This window comes from Sphingomonas sp. R-74633, from assembly GCF_013416555.1.
In the GTDB taxonomy this organism is placed as follows: Bacteria; Pseudomonadota; Alphaproteobacteria; order Sphingomonadales; family Sphingomonadaceae; genus Sphingomonas.
Genome location: NZ_JACCFG010000002.1, coordinates 646,656 through 665,719, shown reverse-complemented (window position 1 = coordinate 665,719; position 19,064 = coordinate 646,656). Strand labels below are relative to the sequence as shown.

General features: G+C 66.0%; 16 protein-coding genes. 7 read left to right on the top strand and 9 right to left on the bottom strand.

The genetic code is table 11. From position 1 onward, the window contains the following. The first annotated feature begins 8 nt into the window (after positions 1 to 8). The 3 genes from HZY97_RS09350 to HZY97_RS09340 all read left to right on the top strand — a co-directional run bounded on the left by HZY97_RS09350 (position 9) and on the right by HZY97_RS09340 (position 3,616). The gene (locus tag HZY97_RS09350; RefSeq protein WP_180142826.1) at positions 9 to 374 is read left to right on the top strand and encodes a copper-binding protein; all 366 of its coding nucleotides are present in this window, start codon (positions 9 to 11) and stop codon (positions 372 to 374) included. Between the two features lie 45 nt (positions 375 to 419). Continuing rightward, positions 420 to 1,490 carry a DMT family transporter gene (locus tag HZY97_RS09345; RefSeq protein ID WP_180142824.1) on the top strand — a complete coding sequence of 357 codons (1,071 nt, stop codon included), beginning with the start codon at positions 420 to 422 and terminating at the stop codon, positions 1,488 to 1,490. Between the two features lie 152 nt (positions 1,491 to 1,642). Beyond that, positions 1,643 to 3,616 (top strand): cytochrome c/FTR1 family iron permease, encoded by a 1,974-nt coding sequence (locus tag HZY97_RS09340; protein WP_180142823.1) that lies wholly within the window; start codon positions 1,643 to 1,645, stop codon positions 3,614 to 3,616. A 39-nt stretch (positions 3,617 to 3,655) separates the two neighbouring features. Here the strand turns inward: HZY97_RS09340 and HZY97_RS09335 are convergent, their stop codons facing one another. Next, complete coding sequence (locus HZY97_RS09335; protein WP_180142822.1) at positions 3,656 to 4,066, bottom strand: helix-turn-helix domain-containing protein; 411 nt, start codon at positions 4,064 to 4,066, stop codon at positions 3,656 to 3,658. 78 nt (positions 4,067 to 4,144) lie between these two features. Here HZY97_RS09335 and HZY97_RS09330 point away from each other — a divergent pair, with 78 nt between their 5' ends. Both HZY97_RS09330 and HZY97_RS09325 read left to right on the top strand, forming a co-directional pair. Beyond that, positions 4,145 to 4,801, top strand: coding sequence for a cation transporter (locus HZY97_RS09330; RefSeq protein ID WP_180142821.1), 657 nt, complete (start codon positions 4,145 to 4,147; stop codon positions 4,799 to 4,801). Positions 4,802 to 4,975: 174 nt separating this feature from the next. Beyond that, on the top strand, positions 4,976 to 6,202 hold the full coding sequence (locus HZY97_RS09325) for an aminotransferase class V-fold PLP-dependent enzyme (RefSeq protein WP_180142820.1): 1,227 nt from the start codon (positions 4,976 to 4,978) through the stop codon (positions 6,200 to 6,202). Here HZY97_RS09325 and xth read toward each other — a convergent pair. From xth to HZY97_RS09305, 4 genes are all read right to left on the bottom strand, one after another. Then, complete coding sequence (gene xth, locus HZY97_RS09320; RefSeq protein ID WP_180142819.1) at positions 6,199 to 6,972, bottom strand: exodeoxyribonuclease III; 774 nt, start codon at positions 6,970 to 6,972, stop codon at positions 6,199 to 6,201. The two genes, HZY97_RS09325 and xth, sit on opposite strands and share 4 nt — an antisense overlap. A gap of 34 nt (positions 6,973 to 7,006) precedes the next feature. Continuing rightward, positions 7,007 to 7,699: a Crp/Fnr family transcriptional regulator gene (locus HZY97_RS09315; RefSeq protein ID WP_306670051.1), complete on the bottom strand. Its 693-nt coding sequence runs from the start codon at positions 7,697 to 7,699 to the stop codon at positions 7,007 to 7,009. A 105-nt stretch (positions 7,700 to 7,804) separates the two neighbouring features. After that, on the bottom strand, positions 7,805 to 8,992 hold the full coding sequence (locus HZY97_RS09310) for a GNAT family N-acetyltransferase (RefSeq protein ID WP_257214968.1): 1,188 nt from the start codon (positions 8,990 to 8,992) through the stop codon (positions 7,805 to 7,807). A 39-nt stretch (positions 8,993 to 9,031) separates the two neighbouring features. Continuing rightward, complete coding sequence (locus HZY97_RS09305; RefSeq protein ID WP_180142818.1) at positions 9,032 to 9,388, bottom strand: STAS/SEC14 domain-containing protein; 357 nt, start codon at positions 9,386 to 9,388, stop codon at positions 9,032 to 9,034. A 42-nt stretch (positions 9,389 to 9,430) separates the two neighbouring features. On the opposite strand from HZY97_RS09305, the gene HZY97_RS09300 reads away from it, so the two are divergent. Then, positions 9,431 to 9,892 carry a DUF2721 domain-containing protein gene (locus HZY97_RS09300; RefSeq protein ID WP_180142817.1) on the top strand — a complete coding sequence of 154 codons (462 nt, stop codon included), beginning with the start codon at positions 9,431 to 9,433 and terminating at the stop codon, positions 9,890 to 9,892. A 154-nt stretch (positions 9,893 to 10,046) separates the two neighbouring features. Here the strand turns inward: HZY97_RS09300 and HZY97_RS09295 are convergent, their stop codons facing one another. The 4 genes from HZY97_RS09295 to HZY97_RS09280 all read right to left on the bottom strand — a co-directional run bounded on the left by HZY97_RS09295 (position 10,047) and on the right by HZY97_RS09280 (position 16,336). Beyond that, positions 10,047 to 11,696, bottom strand: a complete 1,650-nt coding sequence (locus HZY97_RS09295; protein ID WP_180142816.1) for an amidase — start codon at positions 11,694 to 11,696, stop codon at positions 10,047 to 10,049. 58 nt (positions 11,697 to 11,754) lie between these two features. Next, entirely contained in the window at positions 11,755 to 12,906 is a 1,152-nt protein-coding gene (locus tag HZY97_RS09290) for an HlyD family secretion protein (protein ID WP_180142815.1), read from the bottom strand. After that, positions 12,899 to 14,575: an MFS transporter gene (locus tag HZY97_RS09285; protein WP_180142814.1), complete on the bottom strand. Its 1,677-nt coding sequence runs from the start codon at positions 14,573 to 14,575 to the stop codon at positions 12,899 to 12,901. Before HZY97_RS09285 ends, HZY97_RS09290 begins: the two co-directional genes overlap by 8 nt. A gap of 204 nt (positions 14,576 to 14,779) precedes the next feature. Beyond that, complete coding sequence (locus HZY97_RS09280) at positions 14,780 to 16,336, bottom strand: arylsulfatase (RefSeq protein ID WP_180142813.1); 1,557 nt, start codon at positions 16,334 to 16,336, stop codon at positions 14,780 to 14,782. A gap of 673 nt (positions 16,337 to 17,009) precedes the next feature. Between HZY97_RS09280 and HZY97_RS09275 the strand changes: the two genes are divergently transcribed. Further along, positions 17,010 to 19,004 carry a ribonucleoside-diphosphate reductase subunit alpha gene (locus HZY97_RS09275; RefSeq protein ID WP_180142811.1) on the top strand — a complete coding sequence of 665 codons (1,995 nt, stop codon included), beginning with the start codon at positions 17,010 to 17,012 and terminating at the stop codon, positions 19,002 to 19,004. Positions 19,005 to 19,064: the final 60 nt, after the last annotated feature.

Here is a 19,064-nt window from a genome sequence, read left to right as displayed (position 1 = left end):
CGACGACGATGAAACCTCTCTACCTGGCCACGCTCGGTCTGACTGCCCTGCTCGCTGGCTGCGGCGAGAAAGCCGCGACCAATGTATCCGCGCCGGCGAATACTGCGGAAAGCATGGGCAATATGGCCATGCCTGCGGATACCACCGCCAAGACGGGCAAGGGCACCGGCACCGTCACCGCGATCGACAAGGCGGCCGGCAAGATCACGCTTGATCACGGGCCAATCCCCGAGGTCGGCTGGCCAGCGATGACGATGGCGTTCAAGGCAAGCCCTGCGCTGCTCGACAGTGTCGCGGTAGGAGACAAGGTGGCGTTCGATCTTGCACTGACCGGCAACGCTGGCGAAGTGACGGCAATTCGGAAGCAACCCTGACCCCTGCGTTCTTGCAGGGGAAAGCGCGCCACCGGGAAGGAGCGAATGATCTTGCGGTTCAGTCCTGCACCCGGAATCGTGGCGGCATTGGCGTCGGCGGTGCTGTTCGGCGCGAGCACGCCGTTCGCCAAGCTTCTGCTGGCGAACGGCGTCAATGCGTGGCTGCTCGCGAGCCTGCTCTACCTCGGGTCGGGCGTTGGGCTATTCGCATTCCGACTCACCCGCAAACTTCTCCGCCGGGAAGCGGCCGAAGCGCCGTTGACGCGCGCCGAGCTGCCCTGGCTGTTTCTCGTGGTCCTGAGCGGCGGCGTGGCTGGGCCTGTTTTGCTGATGCTGGGCCTGGCGGGAACGCCGGCATCAACGGCTTCGCTGCTGCTCAACGTCGAGGGATTGGCGACGCTGGCTATCGCGTGGATCGCCTTTCGCGAGAATGTCGATCGGCGCCTGCTGCTGGGTGCGGCGGCGATCCTGAGCGGCGCGGTCCTCCTGTCATGGAGCGGCGGCCCGACTGGAGGCGGGCTCGGAGCATTGGCGGTTATCGGGGCATGCCTGGCATGGGGGATCGACAATAATTTCACTCGCAAGCTGAGCGCCGCCGATCCGGTCCAGATCGCGATGCTGAAGGGCCTGGCCGCCGGCACCACCAACCTCATTCTCGCACTGGCGCTGGGCGCAAGTTTCCCCGCGCCTGCTATGCTCGGCGCGGCGGCGCTGGTCGGCTTGCTGGGCTATGGCATCAGTCTCGCGCTGTTCGTCCTCGCCATGCGACACCTCGGCACCGCGCGGTCAGGGGCGTATTTCTCGACCGCGCCCTTCATCGGTGCGCTATTGTCGATTCCGATGTTCGGTGAGCCGCTGAGCGTCCCACTGATCCTGGCGGGGCTGCTGATGGCGGTCGGCCTTTGGCTCCATCTCAGCGAAGCGCACGAGCATGAACACACGCATTTGGCGCTCGAGCACGCACACCGCCACATCCATGACGCGCACCACCAGCACGAGCACGAGCCGGGTGTCGATCCGCGCGCGCCGCACAGCCACCGGCATCGCCACGCGCCGATGGTGCACCGCCATGCCCATTATCCGGACCTGCATCACCGGCACTCGCATCCTCACTGACCGAGATCGCTTCGGATCGTTAGCATTGCCGTTCGCTGGCCGAAACTTGCGTCCGGCACGCGCCCTTTCGGCGCGAACGCCCGATATCGCTTGACCCTCTAGCTGGTAGAGGGTCGATAGCGCGAATCATTCGCAACAAGGGTTCTCACCATATGCCCACCGCCGTCCGCCTCGTAGACGAACGCGTGCTCCGGATTTCGGCCTGGCGGCGCGTCTCGCTGCTCCTACTCGCGGCGGCAGCGCTGCTCTGCTCAGGGTCGGCATTCGCGAACGATGCCGAGGTTCAGACAACCTGGCGGCTGCTCGATTACGTCGCCGTCGACTATGCCGGCGCGGTCTCGGCAGGCAAGGTGACCAGCACGTCCGAATTCGCGGAAATGAACGAGTTCGCCGGACAGATCGTCGCGAGGATCATGCAATTGCCGGCGAATGGCGCGAAATCGCGACTGCTCGGCGATGCGAAACGGCTCCAGTCGGCGATCGCCGCGCGCGCTGAACCAGCCGATGTCGCCGCCCAGTCGCGCGCGCTGGCCCAAGGGCTGCTCGCGGCCTATCCGGTGCCGCTCGCACCTGCGACGCTCCCCGACATCGGTCGCGGCGCGACGCTCTACGCGCAGCATTGTTCGGCCTGCCACGGTGCCACCGGCGACGGTCGCGGCCCCAATGCCGCCAAGCTCAACCCTCCGCCGATCGCCTTCGCTGACGTCACCCGGGCGCGGCAGCGCAGCTTGTTCGCGCTCTATCAGGTGATCACCCAGGGGCTCGACGGCACCGCGATGGTCAGCTTCGACACCTTGCCCGAGCAGGACCGCTGGGCGCTCGCTTTCTACGCCGGCGGCTTCGCCTTTCCGGACGCACAGGCAAAGGCAGGCGAGCACCTCTGGCAAAATGATGGCGCGCTGCGGTCGCGCTACCCCAATCTCGCAGCCTTTGTCGGCGCCACCCCCGCCTCGCTTGCCGCCGACCTCGGCGATACGCGCGCGAACGCAGTCACTGCCTATCTGCGGCGTCACCCCGATGCCGTCACCGCGCGCCCGGCTGGTTCGCTGGCACTCGCGCGCGAACGGCTCGATGCCAGCCTCAAGGCCTATGCCGCAGGCGACCGGAAGGCTGCCAGCGATCTTGCTCTGTCGGCCTATCTCGACGGGTTCGAGCCGGTCGAGCCGATCCTCGGCGCGCGCGACGCTGCGCTGATGACCCGGATCGAAACCGCGATGGGAGCGCTGCGCGCCGCGATCGGAAGCGGCCGTCCACTCAGCGAAGTGCAGGAGGCCAATCGGCAGCTCGACGCGCTGTTCGGCGAAGCCGAGGCGGCGCTTGCGCCCGAGAAGGCGAGCAGTGCCACCACCTTCTTCGGCGCGTTCGGAGTATTGCTGCGCGAAGGCCTGGAAGCCCTGCTGATCGTGGTCGCGATGATCGCGTTCCTGCGCAAGACCGAGCGCGGCGAAGTGCTCGGCTATGTCCATGCCGGATGGATCGCGGCGCTGGGCGTCGGTGCGCTGACCTGGGTTGCCGCGACTTATGTCATCGGCATCAGCGGCGCATCGCGCGAGCTCACCGAAGGGTTCGGCTCGCTGTTCGCAGCGATCATCCTGCTGACGGTGGGCATCTGGATGCACGGCAAGAGCAATGCCCAATCCTGGCAGCGCTATATCAACGAGAAGATGACGAACGCGCTATCGCGTCGCTCCGGCTGGTTCCTGTTCCTGCTGGCGTTTGTGGTCGTCTACCGCGAAGTGTTCGAGACGATCCTGTTCTATGCGGCGCTTTGGGCCGAAGGCACTGGCCTCGCCATGTTGGCGGGCGCCGGAGCGGCGGTCGTGCTGCTGGCCGTCATTGCCTGGGCGATGCTCCGCTACAGCCGGCAATTGCCGATCACCCAGTTTTTCGCATGGAGCGCGGTCCTGATCGCGATCCTGACGGTCGTCCTGGCCGGCAAGGGAATAGCGGGTCTCCAGGAGGCAGGGCTTATCGGTATCACGCCGCTTTCTGACGTGCCCCGTGTCGAAGTACTCGGGCTGTTCCCGACGCTGCAGACCGTGCTGGCGCAACTCGTGGCGATCGCTGCGCTGGTGTTCGGCTTCCTGCTCAATCGGCGGCGAGCCAGGAAAGGCGCGACCGCCTAGCCTCCGTTCGCGCCAGAACTCACCGAAGGCATCGAGCCTTCATGGCCGTTCTGGCAAGCTTCGGGCTGGCCCCAGCGCTTCGATGATCCGGCATTCCGAAATCGCGCCTTGGGTGCATTGGCTGATGATTCCGTCCAGTTCCTGCCGGAGCGCGCGCAGGTCGGAGATCTTTTGGTCGATTTGCGCCAGATGTTCGCGTGCGACCTTATCGACTGCACTGCAGGACTGGTCGCGGTCGTCCGCCAGCGCGAGTAGCGCGCGGACCTGGTCGAGCGTGAACCCAAGATCGCGCGCCCGGCGAATGAACGAAAGCCGCGCGAGATGGCGTTCGCCATAGTCGCGGTAATTGCCGCCGGTGCGCGCCGGCGGCGCCAGCAGGCCGATCTTTTCGTAGAATCGGATCGTCTCGACCTTGGTCGAGGTGGCCCGTGCGAGCTGTCCGATCTGCATGCGAAGTCCGCCTTGACCCTGTAGTTGCTAGAGGCTCCATATAGGATCCGAATCGTGACCATGCGAGAGGAACGACCCATGGCCTGCTCGAGCTGTGCCTCGGAGAAAACGACCGCGCTCAACGATCCCCGCTGGCGGCGCGCGCTCTGGATCGCCTTGGCGGTCAACGCGGCGATGTTCGCCGCCGAGATGATCGCCGGGTTCGCGGCTGGATCGAAAGCGTTGCAGGCCGACGCGCTCGATTTCCTGAGCGATGCCGCCAATTATGCGATCAGCTTGGGCGTCGCGGGAATGGCGCTCTCGGTGCGTTCGCGTGCGGCGCTCTTCAAGGGCGGCAGCCTGGCATTGCTTGGTTTGTATATCTTCGCATCAACGATTTGGGCGATCTGGAGCGGCCACCCGCCGCGTGCCGAGGTGATGGGGATTGTCGGCCTCACTGCGCTCATCGCCAATGGTGGCGTCGCGCTGATGCTTTACCGGTTCCGCACTGGCGACGCGAACATGCGCTCCGTCTGGATCTGCTCGCGCAATGACGCGATCGGAAATGTCGCGGTGCTGCTCGCCGCCGCTGGCGTCTTCGGAACGGGAACGGCTTGGCCCGATCTCATCGTTGCAGGGCTGATGGCGGGACTGGGATTATGGGGTGGATTTCAGATCGTGCAGCAAGCGCGGGGCGAATTGCGGGGAGCCGCGGGAGCGACACCGAAAGCCACTCCCTTTCAGACTAGCCCGTAATTGCCATGGCGCCAGCAGCACGCCAGGGCTTCCGATTTGGTGATTGCCGGGTGATTACCTTGACCGTAGAATCACGCACGCTTTAGCTGGAATAGCGTTTTCTTACAACATGTTAGACGTTTCTGGCCGCGACGTCTGGTATTTCCGGTACATCCGGGTCTGAAGGGGAGGGGCATGATGGACCGCAGGACCTTGCTCGGCGCAACCGCCGCAACCGCCATCACCCCCGCCTTTGCCATGGATGAGGATCGCTGGGCCGCAATCGCTGCCCAGTATGACGTGACCCGCAAGACCGTTCAGCTCGAGCATGGCAATTGGGGGATGATGGCGCGGCCCGTCCTCGCCACCTATCGCGCCCAGCTCGAGCGGGTGAACCGCGACACCAGCTTCTATGCCCGGCGCGAGATGCCCGGCGAGGTCGAGGCGATCCGCGCCCGCGCCGCCGCCTTCTTCGGCGTGAAGACCGAGGAATTCGCCTTCACCCGCAACGCGACCGAGGCGATGCGTGCGCTGATCCTCGGCTACAACAAGCTGCGCCCCGGCGACGCGGTGCTCCACGCCGATCTCGATTATGATTCGATGCAGGCCTGCATGGAGAGCCTGCACGCCCGGCGCGGGGTCGAAGTGATCAAGATCGCTTTGCCGCTGCCCGCCACCCATCAGGCGCTGATCGAGGCCTATGCCCAGGCCTTCATCCGGCATCCCAATCTCCGCATGGTGCTGCTCACTCATGTCAGCCACCGCACTGGGCTGGTGCTGCCGGTCGCCGAGATCGCGGCGATGGCGAAGCTCCACGACATCGACGCGATCGTCGATGCCGCGCACGGCGTCGGCCAGATCGATTACAAGCTGCCCGAGCTCGAAGCGGACTTCATCGGGGTCAATCTGCACAAATGGATCGGCGCGCCGATCGGGGTAGGCGGGATCGTGATCCGCGAGGGCCGTCTGGCCGACATCGATGTCGATCCCGCGGAGCTGGGTGCCAAGGCGGATGATATCCGCGCGCGCGTCCATACCGGCACGGTCGACTATGCCGCGCAGCTCGCCGTGCCCGCTGCACTCGATTTCCACGAGAGCATCGGCGCCGCCGCCAAGCAGGCGCGGCTACGTGCGCTGCGCGACCGCTGGGTCCGCCCGGCACGCGAACTGGCCGGGGTCGAAGTCCTCGTGCCTGACGAACCGGGCAGCTACGGCGCGATCACGGCGTTCCGGCTGAAGGGCCAGACCTCGCACGACGCCTGCGTCGCGCTGGCGAAGCGGCTGCTCGACGAGCACGGCATCTTCACCGTCCACCGCGACGGGCTGGCCTCGGGAAGTTGCGTGCGCGTCACGCCGGCGCTGGCGACAAGCATGGAAGAGGTCGATCGCTTCGTGGCGGCGCTGCGGAAGATCGCGGGCTAGTCCTTCAGCTCCACCCACACCGGCGCATGATCGCTGGTCTTCTCCCAGCCGCGCACATGGCTATCCACTTCGGCCCGCTTCAGCCGCTTGGCCGCCGCCGCATTCAACAGCAGGTGATCGATCCTGAGCCCGGCATTCCGCGCATAGGCGTTCCGGAAATAGTCCCAGAACGTATAGATCGTCTCGCCCGGATGCAGGTGCCGCAGCGCATCGGTCCAGCCCTGTTCGAGCAGCGCGAAATAGGCCGCGCGCGCCTCGGGCGCGAACAGCGCGTCGTCGAGCCAGCGCTCGGGCTTGTAGACGTCGAGGTCGGTCGGCATCACGTTGTAGTCGCCCGCCAGCACCACCGGCTCGTCCAGCCCGACCAGATCCGCCGCGCGCGCCGCGAAGCGCTCCATCCATTTGAGTTTATAGTCGAACTTGGGCCCCGGCCTGGGATTGCCGTTGGGCAGATACAGCCCGCCGATCAGCACCCCGTTCACTGCCGCTTCGATATAGCGGCTCTGCACATCCTCGGGATCGCCGGGCAGCCCTCGATGCGTCTCCACCGGATCGCAGCCGCGCGCGAGGATCGCGACGCCGTTCCAGCTCTTCTGGCCATGCCACACCGCGCCATAACCGGCGTCGCGGATCGCAGCCTCGGGGAATTTCTCCTGCGGCGCCTTCAACTCCTGCAGGCACACCGCATCGGGCTGCGCCTCCGCCAGCCAGCGCAGCAGCACGGGGAGGCGTCCGTTGACGCCGTTGACGTTGTAGGTCGCGATCTTCACCCCGCCTGATCTCCCGGGCGGGCAAAGGGTTCCCTCAGGCCGCTTCCAGCTTCGCCCGGTCCCGGATCGTGATCCCGCGCGCGCCCATCAGGTTGATCGCACCCTCGGCCTTGAGCCTGGTCAGCTGGCGGCTCACCGTCTCGATCGTCAGCCCGAGCACTTCGGCCATCTCGCCGCGGGTCAGCGGCAGGTCGAAGGTCACCGGACCGAACGCCGTGGCGCGGCAGCCCTGGGCGCGGTCCGCGAGGTCGATCAGTAGGCCGGCCAACTTCTCGCGCGCCGACATCCGGGCGAGGGTGAGCATCCGCGCCCGCGCCTCGTCGAGCGCAGCCAGGGTCCGTTGCAGCAGCAGCCGCTCCATCCGGGCATGATCCTCGAGCACGCGCTCGAAGGGTTGGCGCGGGAAGACGCACAGCTCGGCATCGCCCAGCGCAGTCACGGTGAAATCGGCGAGCTCGGCCCAAGGGCGGCCGACGAAATCAGCCGGGTAGAGCAGCCCCACCACCTGCTCGCGTCCGTCGGGCGTGGTGGCGGAGAGCTTGAGCACGCCGGAGAGGAGGTTGGCGCAGACCAGGCTTTCCTCGCCCGCCCATTGCAGCGTCTGCCCGCGCGCCAGTTTGCGCTTCTGGCCGAGCGTATTGAGCGCGCCCAGCTCGTCATCGTCGAGGCTGGCGCAGAGCGCCCGGTCGCGCACTGCACATTCGGAGCAGGTTTGGGCAGCCATCATGCCGCTTCATACCGCCCGCATTTGACGGTCGTCAAAGCGACGGATTGTCCCAGGGCGCAGCGCAGGATCATCATCCAACCAGGGAGCGATCCGATGTTCCTCGATCTAGTCCTCGCCGCCGGTACGCTTTTCGTCGCTGTCGTCACCTTTTGCAGTGTCGAGGACGCCATCCGCTTCCACGGCCGCTGAACTGGTCTCGGCCCGGCCGGTGCGCTTCCAGGCAGCGCGGAGCAGCTTGCCTGCCAGCGCCTCGATCCCGGGCCGGATGAACAGCCAGTCGCGGATCGCCGGGCCCTTTTCGGCGCCGATCACCTGCTTGTAGCCGCTGTCGCCGGCGCCCCAGTCGACCGTCGTGATGCCGTCCTCGATCGCGCGGACGAGGTTGCGATAATAGAGCAGCTTGCCCGGCGAATGCTTGGCGACGCGCGGATCATAGCTGTTGGCGATCGCGTATTTCAGTGCGCCCGCATTCATGTCGAACGAGAAGGCGGCGGGTGCGCCGTCGATGCGGAGCATGGCTGCCCACATCATCTCGGCGATCACCGGATCCTCGGCCGCCGCGCGCCAGAAGCCGCCATGGCCGCGCGTAGTGAACTTGGCGTCCGAACCGTCGGTCTTGGCCGCGATCCAGCTCTTTTCCTCGATCTCGGCCAAGGCATCGAAGGCACCGTCGTTCCACGCTGCCCCATGGACGAAGCTCCAGTCGAGCGCGCCATGCGAGCCCAGATGCTTCTCGTGGAAACGGTTCTTCTTGAGCGTCGAACCCCGCGGCCATGCGCCTTCGCCGCGCGCCGCCGTGATGTCTAGCAGGAAGCTGTCCGCGACGAACCGGTCGAGCACGGCCCAGCCCTTGGCCCGCGCCGCTTCCTTGAGCAGCTCGAGCGCCGGGTCGCCGTCATAGACCGGGCCCAGCCGCAGCGCGCGTGCCTCACGGGCGAGCTTGGGAAGCAAGGCCTCCATCGCCTCGACTCCGGCATCCTCGCGCACCGGGAAGCTGCGGAACGGCCAGTAGCAGCCGGGTACCGCGACCAGCTTTGCCCAGGTGGGACCGGCGGAAACGATCGGCAGCGCGGCGACGGCCTCGCCTTCGCGGGCCACTGTCAGCGTGCGGGCATGGCCGCCATAGGCGCGCAGCGCGGCGGCGAACCAGCCATAGCGCAGGAAACGGTGCGACGGTGCAGCGCGCGCTGCAACCGCGTCGATCGCGCCGGCCAGCCCATCGACGCAATCGACGGTGAGCGCCGGCGGCAGGCGCGTGAATTCCTCAAGCAGCATCGGCTTCGACATGGCCATGGCTGTAGCGCGGTACCCGTTACCAACCCGTGATGACGCTTATCCCCGCGCCCAGGCGCGTGCCTGGTCCAGCTCCTCGGGCGTGAAGATCTTCTGCTCGCCGGGCATCATCCAGCTGGTCGCGCGGCTGGCGGTGATGATCCAGCCGATATCGGTAACCACCGCGACGCGGCCGATCTTGGTCAGGTGACCGACGCCCCAGCTGATGTCCTTCCACCAGGCGGCGAGCTCCATGCCGGCGAAATCCTCGATCACCGCCACGGCGCGCAGCTTGCCGTGCTGGCCGATCACCGCCTCCATCTCGGCGGACGCGGCGTCATATTCGGCGCGTTTCACTTCGCCGTTTACCGTGAACTCGATCACCCCGGCATCGCTGTCGGTCTCGAATGTCATCATGGGCTTCACTCCACACAGTTACGCGGTCATAACGTACAGCGCATGGAAGGCCCCTATCTCTCCACAGTCTCCGAAACCATCCAGGCGGCGATCGCGCCGGTGTTCCTGCTGGCGGGTATCGGCGCCTTCCTCAACGTGATGGTCGGGCGGCTCGCGCGCATCGTCGACCGGGCGCGCAATATCGAGCAGCTCCACCCGCGCTCCACCGGCCCCGAGCATGACCGCCATGTCTGGGAGCTGCGCATCATCGATCGCCGCATCTCGGTGATCAACAATGCGATCTTCCTGTGCACCGCCAGCGGCCTTGCCATCTGCCTGGTCGTCGCGCTGATGTTCTGCGCCCGCCTGCTCAACCTGCATGTCGGCCTCTGGGTCGCGAGCGCATTCATCGTCTCGATGCTGCTGCTGATGGCCGGGCTGATCTACTTCCTCATCGAAGTGCGCATGTCGCTCGAGGCGATCCATGTCCGCGAGGAACTGCTCGAGCTCGACCGGAAGAAATAGGGCAGGCGTCCTCGCGACTACCCCGTCACCCCGGCCTTGTGCCGGGGTCCACCGGGAGGCGAGTCATGGACAAGCGGCTCTACTGGTGTTGCGTGCTGCACCGTGGACCCCGGCACAAGGCCGGGGTGACGATAAGGGGCCTCGGTGACGCCCGTTACTTCATCGGCCCCAAATCGGCCGGGATCGTCGGCAGGTATTGCGGCGCCACCCGGGCATGCGTCGCCTGCTCATAGGCATAGCCTGCCTTTAGCAGCAGCGCGTCCGACCAGGCCGTGCCGATGAACGACAGCCCCGCCGGCAGCCCGTTGACCAGCCCCATCGGCACAGTGAGGTGCGGATAGCCCGAAACCGCCGGCAGCTCGCTGGCCGAGGGCCCCTGGAACTGGTCGCCATGCGCCGGATCGCTCAGCCAGGGCGTGCCATAGGTCGGGGTGACGAGGATCTGCGCGTCCGCCGCCTTGAGCATCGCGTCGATCCCCTCGGGGCCCGCCATCCGCGCCGAATTCTCGCGTGCCGCCTTATAGTCGGGATCGTCGAGGCCCTTGGTCTTCTCGGCCTTGAGGAAGGTCTCCTGTCCGAAGAAGCGCATCTCGCTGTCCTTGTGCGCGTCGTTGAACGCGATCAGGTCGGCGAGCGTCTTCGGACCCACGCTGGCCGGGGTGGTGGCGAGATAGGTCGCCATGTCCGCCTTCAATTCGGTGTAGAGCACCAGGCTCTCGGCCTCGCCCAGGCCCTTCATCTCGGGGACCTTGACCTCGACCAGCACCGCGCCTGCCGCGGTCAGCTCCTCTAGCGCCTTGTCAAAGCGCGCGGCCAGGTCCGCCGCCATCTCCGGCTTCCAGTATCCGACCCGCACGCCCTTCAGCGCATCGGGGCTCAGGCCCGCGGCAAAGTCGGTCTTGTGCTTGTCGGCGCTCGCGGTCGCCGGATCGGCGGGATCGCTGCCCGCCATCGCGCCGAGTAGGATCGCCGCGTCCTTGACCGTCCGCGCCATCGGCCCCGGCGTGTCCTGGCTATGGCTGATCGGCACCACGCCGGTGCGGCTCACCAGCCCGAGCGTCGGCTTGAGCCCGACCAGTCCGTTCATCGATGCCGGGCAGACCACCGAACCATCGGTCTCGGTACCGACCGCGACCGCCGCCAGGCTCGCCGCGATCGCCGCACCCGAGCCGCTCGACGATCCGCAGGAGGAGCGGTCGAGCGCATAGGGATTGCGCACCAGCCCGCCGACTGCGCTCCACCCGCTCATCGAATTGTTCGAGCGGATGTTCGCCCATTCGCTGAGATTGGTCTTGCCCAGGATGATCGCACCCTGCGCCCTGAGCCGCGCGACCAATGGCGCATCACGCCCGGTATCGTTGTTGGCGAGCGCCAGGCTGCCCGCAGTGGTGGGCATGTTCTGCGTCTCGATATTGTCCTTGATCAGCACCGGGATGCCGTCGAGCGGGCCGAGCAGCTTGCCCGCCTTGCGCCGGTCGTCGCTGTCGCGGCCGTCCGAACGCAGGTCCTTTGCGGGCGCAGTGACGATTACCGCGCGCAGCGTCGGCCCGTCGCGGTCGAGCTTGCCGATCCGCTCGACATAGAGGTCGGCGAGCTTGCCCGTCGTCATCCGGCCCGCGGCGAGCATCGCCTGGAGGTCGTCGATCGACTTCTCGGCGACCATGTTGGCCGGCGCGTCGTCGGTGCTGACCACCACCGCGTCCGTCGGCAGCGGCGCGGGGGTGATCGATGGCGCGGGAGCGATCGCCGCCCCCTGCGCCCATGCGGGCGATGCCCAGGCCAGAGCCACTGCCAGCGCCGTCATTCCCGTCCGCATATGCCGTCCCCGAATCCGTTTCGGGGCCAGCCTAGCGCGGCTTGGCTCAGTCCCCAACCTCCACGCTCGCCTCGACCGACATGCCCGGCCGCAGCCGTGCCGCTGCCGGCTGGTTCCGGTCGATCCTGATCCGCACTGCGATACGCTGCGGGATCTTGACGAAATTGCCCGTCGCATTGTCGCTGCGGATCACCGAGAATTCCGATCCCGCCGCCGGCGCGAGCTGCTCGACCACCCCGGTCAGCTTCGCGCCCGCCAGCGCATCGACCTTGAAGCTCGCCTTCTGCCCTGGCCGGATCTTCGCGGTCTGCGCTTCCTTGAACGCGGCGGTGACCCAGAGCGTCTGCGGCACCAGTGCCATCAGCTGGGTCCCCGCAGTGACATATTGCCCCTGCCGCCCGCCGACTTCGCCCAATTGCCCCGCCACCGGCGCGCGGATCACTGTGTTGGCCAGGTCGATCTCGGCGAGCCGCAACGCCGCCCGTGCCGCATCGACTGACGCGACCAGCCCGCCTTTGTTGACCTTCACGCTCTGAATGTCCTCGCTGGCGATCGTCCGCGAGGCCTGGGCCTGCGCCACCGCCGCCTGGGCAGATTGCAGCGTGGCCAGCGCCGCGTCGCGGTCGCGCCGGGTGACGAACCCGTCCTTCGCCAGCGAATCGATCCGCGCATAATCGGCCCGCGCCTTGGCGAGCTGCGCCTGGGCAGAGGCTACCGCGGCCTCCTGCGAGCCATAGGTCGCGGTCTTCGACGCCGCCTGTTGCGGATTGTTGGCGAGCGCCGCCTGCGCGCTGGCAACGTTCGCCTTCGCCTGGTCGACGCGCTGGCGATAGATCCGGTCGTCGATCGTCGCGAGCACATCGCCCGCCTTGACGCTGGCAAAATCCTGCACCGGCACGCTGGTCAGATAGCCGTTCACCTGCGGGCTGATGATCGTCACCTGCCCGCGGACATAGGCATTCTCGGTCGACTGGACGGTGCCGGCGAACGGCCAGACCCGCCACGCCATCAGCACCGCGGTCACGCCAGCGACGATCAGCAGCGCCGCGATCGCGATCGCCGTCCAGCTCAGCTTGGGCGGGCTCCAGCGCCGCGCGGCGACTTCCGGCGCGGGCGGCGGATCGGCGCCCTCGCTTACCGCAGGGGCAGGGACGGGTGGCTTTTCCGCCTCGATCACCGGGGGTGTCGGCTCAGCCATTCGTCGCTCCTGCTTGTGCTTGCTGCTCGGCGGCCATCCGCGCGAGATTTTCGCGCCGGATCCGCATGATCGGGATGAAGACCCACGCTATCGTCCCCGCCGCGATCGCCGCGATCAGCAGGAAGGTATCGTTATAGGCCAGGATGTTCGCCTCGCGCGTCACCGTCTGGGTAAGGATCGCCGCGCCCTCGGCCTGGCGCAAAGTCGGATCGACCAGCACCCGGCCATAGGCGCCGGCATATTGCTGGAGCCGCTGCGCCACCTGCGGATCGCCGCTCATCAGCTGCGCGACGATCGCATTGTTATGGGCATGTTCGCGGACCACCTGGAAGGTGCCGAGCATCGCCGATCCGAACAGCCCGCCCAGATTCTGGGTGATGCCGAACAGCGCCGAGAAGCTGACGAAATGCGTCGGGCCTTCGCGCAAGGCGCGCGTCAGCCCGATCAGCATCGCCGGCCCGATGAACAGCGCGCTCGCAAACCCCAGTAGCGCCTGGCTGAAATACATGTCGTGCGGGCGAATGAGGTTGGTCGAATCCGAATCGAGCCACGCTCCCAGGGCGATCAGCGCCAGCGCGATCAGGATCGGCTTGCCAAGGAAATTGGGGTCGAGCGTCAGCGCCCCCACCGCCACGCCGGCCAGGGTCGCCAGCAGCACGACGAGATAGAGCATCCGCAGCTGGTCATTGCCCATGCCGACCACGCCGAGCAGCCCCGACGCGCCGATCGTCTGCTCGGACAACACGACGCGCACCAAGATCGATACGCCGGCGAAGCGCAAAATGTCGCGGCTCGCCAGCCAGCGCGTGTTGAGCAGCGGCCGCGCCCGGTGATGCTCGATCAGCCAGGCGATCGGCAGCAGCACGATCGCCCCGATCAGCGCCGGTGCGATCCACGGCGCCTCGAACCACCACAGGGTCCGCCCGAGCCCGAGCACCGCGCAGAGCAGCCCGATGCCCGTCGCAAAGATCGGGAAGGTCACGAAGTCGAGCGGCTCGAACACCTTCATCCGCTCGACCGGCGGCAGCACGAGCAGGCGCACTGCCGCCAGGCAGAACAGCGCCAGTCCCAGCTCGAACAGATACATGGTCTGCCAGCGATCGGGCTCAAAGGCTTCGCTGGGGAAGAGGCGGGCGAGGGGGACGGCGATCTGCGGCAGGCTGATCGCGATCACGATGCCCTTCAGCCGGTGCTCGGGCGTCCAGGCCTGCACCATGTAGAGCAGCCCGACCGTGCTGCACGCCGCCGCCGCGACGCCGCTCAGCGCGCGCACCGCCACTGCCGTCGCGAAGCTGTGCGCGAACAAATGCCCCGCCGTGGTCAGCGCAAAGGCGATCAGGAAGATCTGGGTGAACAGGCGGATGCCGAATTGCTGGCGGAACTTGATCAGCACCATGTTGGCGCAGACATTGGTCATCACATAGACGGTCGGCAGCCACTGGATCTCGGCCGAATAGAGCCCCAGCGATCCCTGCAGGCTGGTCAGGTTCGCAGTGACGATCGCATTGCCCAGCGAGCCCGACAGCACCACCAGCAGCGCCACGCAGATATAGGCGGCGCGGCGGAGCGGCGGGTGCCAGGGCGTGGGCGGCGAGCCCGGGATCGGCGAGCGCTCGTGTGGAGCCGGCTGCCACGCCGCCTGCTCCTCCACTGCCCCGTTCGTTGCCATCCCGACATAATCCCGCTCGCGGCGGAACGATCCGCCAAAGGACTGCCTCTAGACGGGCGCAACCTTGATTGAATATCGCGCAATCGGCAACGCTCGGTTGCGTTAGCTGCAACTGCCCCATTCGAGCGGCAAGCGGAAGCGGGAGCAGCTACGCAAAAGGAGGACGGCAGCGCCGTCCCCCTTCTTCTCGTCGCTCGGCGGTGGTCAGTTGCTGCTCGCGCTGGCATTCTCGAGCTTGTGCATCGCCGTCTCGAGCGCCTTGTGCATGCTCAGCGTGTCCGCTGCCTGGCGCGGCGGATAGGCCTGCAGGCTCTTGAGATGCTCGGCGATATAGGGCGTCGCCGCAGTCGGCGCCCACAACTTCGACGCGAAGAATTTGCGGCCGATATAGCCCCATTCCTCGCTCTCCGGATCCATCTTCTCCATCGGATCCATGCGCAGGTTGAAGATGTACGGCACCGAGGGATAGCTCTTGGCGTTCCACCAGCTGCCGTCCTTCTTCACGCCGATATGCATCTTCCAGTTGCCGACGCGCACCGCAGTCAGCTCGGTCTCGTCATAGTAGAAATAGGCCTTGCGGGCCGAGACCTTGCTCTTGCCGGTCCACATGTCGAGCTGGTTGAAGCCGTCGAGATGCACCTTGTAGGTGAGCGCGCTGTCGCCGAGCTTGGTGCCCTTGAGCAGCTTCTCCTTGATGTCGGTCAGTCCCGCCGCTGCCGCGAGCGTGACATAGACGTCCTCATGGCTCTGCAGCCCGTTGCAGTTGCTGCCTGCCGGGATATTGCCCGGCCAGCGCGCCAGCATCGGCACCCGGACGCCGCCTTCCCAAGTAGTGCCCTTCTCGCCGCGGAACGGCGCGTAGCCGCCGTCGGGCCAGAAGGCCATCTCGTTGCCGTTGTCGGTCGAGTAGATCACGATCGTATCGTCGGCGAGATTATTGTCGTCGAGCCATTTGAGCAGCACGCCGATCTGCTCGTCATGCTCGAGCATCTTTGCGCGGACCACGTCCTCCTCGGCGCGGCCCTCGTCGACCGCCATCTGGATATACTTCTTCGGCGAGTGCGAGAAGATGTGGATCGCGGTGGTGTTGAACCAGCAGAAGAACGGGCCCTCCTTGTTGCGATCGAGCCAGTCGATCGTGTGCTCAAGCACCTCGCCGTCGAACGTCTCCATCCGCTTGCGGGTCAGGGGGCCGGTATTCTCGATCTTCTGCTTGCCGCGCTTGCCGAACACGCCGTCGTCGGTGGGGTCGTCCTTGTCGGTCGCCCAGGCGTGCATGACGCCGCGCGGGCCGTATTTCTTCTTGTATTCGGGATCCTTCTGGCCCGGATAGTCGAGCTCCTCCGGCTCTTCCTCGGCGTTGAGGTGATAGAGGTTGCCGAACCACTCGTCGAAGCCATGTGCGGTCGGCAGGAAATCGTTGCGGTCGCCCAGATGGTTCTTGCCGAACTGCCCGGTCTTGTACCCGGCCGACTTGAGCACCTCGGCGATCGACGGGTCTTCCTTCTGGATGCCGCGCGGCGAACCGGGGATGCCGATCGTCGTCATGCCGGTGCGCACCGGCATCTGGCCCATCACGAAGGCGGCGCGGCCGGCAGTGCAGCTCGGCTGGCCATAGTGATCGGTGAAGATGCAGCCTTCCTTGGCGATGCGATCGATGTTCGGGGTCTCCCCCATCATGCCATGGGTATAGGCACCGACATTCCACATGCCGATGTCGTCGCCCCAGATGACGAGGATATTTGGCTTCTTGGCAGGCATCGTGGTCGCTCCTTCCGCTGGTCCGTGTTCGATCCGGCTCGGGGCGCACGCTCTCGAGCGACAGCAATTGCTTCCGAGTCCGGATTTCACTGGAAGGATAGGGTTGTGCCAAAGCGGCGGTATCGGGGTTTGCCACCAGGAATGAACGGGGGAAGTCCCCGATCCGCCGGGCGCCCTGCCTGAAATGGGGTGGCCGCGTTGCGGCTGGCGAAAGTCACCATCTGTGGTGGCTTTCAGCGACCGACCACAACCGCTTGTGGTCGCGTCGATTCCTCCACACGAAAAAAATATAAATTCGGCGTTTGTCCCCTTGCCTTTCGAGAACCCTAGGAAAGTCCGCGCGTCGCGGCATTGCAGCACCTGCGCAGGTGCTGTGAAGCGACTCTTTTTAGCGACGAAACGTTGTGGACATTAACCATTTCCCATCTTGTGTCCGGACTCGGTTTGGCACAATCTGTTGTGGTTGCACTGAGGGGCAAGCTCAAGCACTGGTGGGATCGCCGCCGCATACCCATATGCGGAACAGGTCGACTCGTGCCTGAGACTGAGTGCGATGGACATGTTTTGTTCTTCGCGCGCAGTAGAGCCGATGCTATGATCGGCAGCCCCTTGAGTCGGATGTTGGTGCCTCCCCTCGGGGATTGGCCGGTACGCTTTGTCAGGGGTGAGACACATGGAATTCAGGGACACGGAAAACAGCGTGAACGATACCGTCACCGAAGCCCCCACCGCCGCGAAGACGGCCACTGACGCCGCCGCGAAGACGGCTTCGGATGGCGCCGCGAAGGCTGCCAGCGCGGCGAAGTCGGCCGCCGAGGACGCCAAGGCGAGCGTGAAGGTGCGCAAGAAGAATGATTCCAAGGCCGTCGCGCCCCAGGCGTATGACGTCGAGGTCGATCATTCGCGCGACGCGCTGCTCACCGAGTTCGGCAAGGAGACGCTGCGCGACCGCTATCTGCTGCCCGGCGAGTCGTTCCAGGACCTGTTCGTCCGCGTCGCCTCGGCCTATGCCGACGATGCCGGCCACGCCCAGCGCATCTACGACTATATCTCGAAGCTGTGGTTCATGCCCGCCACCCCGGTTCTGTCGAACGGCGGCACCGGCCGCGGCCTGCCGATCTCGTGCTTCCTCAACTCTGTGCCCGACAGCCTGAACGGCATCGTCGACACCTGGAACGAGAATGTCTGGCTCGCCTCGCGCGGCGGCGGCATCGGCACCTATTGGGGCAATGTCCGCGGCATCGGCGAGCCGGTCGGCCTCAACGGCAAGACCAGCGGCATCATCCCCTTCGTCCGCGTGATGGACTCGCTGACGCTCGCGATCTCGCAGGGCTCGCTGCGCCGTGGTTCGGCCGCCTGCTATCTCGACATCTCGCACCCCGAGATCGAGGAGTTCCTCGAGATCCGCAAGCCGTCGGGCGACTTCAACCGCAAGGCGCTCAACCTCCACCACGGCGTGCTCATCCCCGACGCGTTCATGGAAGCCGTGCGCAACGGCGAGGAATGGGTGCTGCGTTCGCCCAAGGACCAGTCGGAGCGCGCCCGCGTCGATGCCCGCGCGCTGTTCCAGAAGCTGGTCGAGACCCGTCTCGCCACCGGCGAGCCCTATATCGTGTTCGCCGATCACGTGAACTCGAACATGCCCAAGCATCACCGCGATCTGGGCCTCAAGGTCTCGACTTCGAACCTCTGCTCGGAAATCACGCTGCCGACGGGCAAGGATCATCTGGGCAATGAGCGCACCGCAGTGTGCTGCCTCTCGTCGCTCAACCTCGAGACCTGGGACCAGTGGAAGGGCGAGAAGACGCTGATCGAGGACGTGATGCGCTTCCTCGACAATGTCCTGCAGGACTATATCGACCGCGCCGAGCCCGGCATGGAGCGCGCCGCCTATTCCGCCGCGCGTGAGCGTTCGGTCGGTCTTGGCGTCATGGGCTTCCACTCGTTCCTCCAGGCCCGCAACATCCCGTTCGAAGGCGCGATGGCGAAGTCGTGGAACCTGCGGATGTTCAAGCACATCAAGACGCAGGTCGACGAAGCCTCGATGCAGCTCGCGATCGAGCGCGGGCCGTGCCCCGACGCCGCCGATATGGGCGTGATGGAGCGGTTCAGCTGCAAGATGGCGATCGCGCCGACCGCGTCGATCTCGATCATCTGTGGCGGCACCTCGGCGTGCATCGAGCCGATCCCGGCGAACATCTACACGCACAAGACGCTGTCGGGCTCGTTCTCGGTCAAGAACCCGTATCTCGAGAAGCTGCTCAGCGAGAAGAGCAAGAACTCGGATGCGGTGTGGAACTCGATCCTCGAGCAGGGCGGCTCGGTCCAGCACCTCGACTTCCTCTCGCCGGAAGAGAAGGACGTCTACAAGACCAGCTTCGAGATCGACCAGCGCTGGCTGCTCGAGCTCGCCGGCGATCGCACGCCCTATATCGACCAGGCGCAGTCGCTGAACCTGTTCATCCCGGCGGACGTCGAGAAGTGGGACCTGCTGATGCTCCACTTCCGCGCCTGGGAGCTCGGCATCAAGTCGCTCTATTATCTCCGCTCCAAGTCGGTGCAGCGCGCCGGCTTCGCGGGTGGCGTGGAGGCCGACAACACGATCGACAAGCCGCAGTTCAACCTCGGCGAATCGACCGACTACGATGAGTGCCTGGCCTGCCAGTGAGCTAATTTCCCTCTCCCTTTGGGAGAGGGAGGGAGCCGCCAAAGGCGGCGGAAGGGTGAG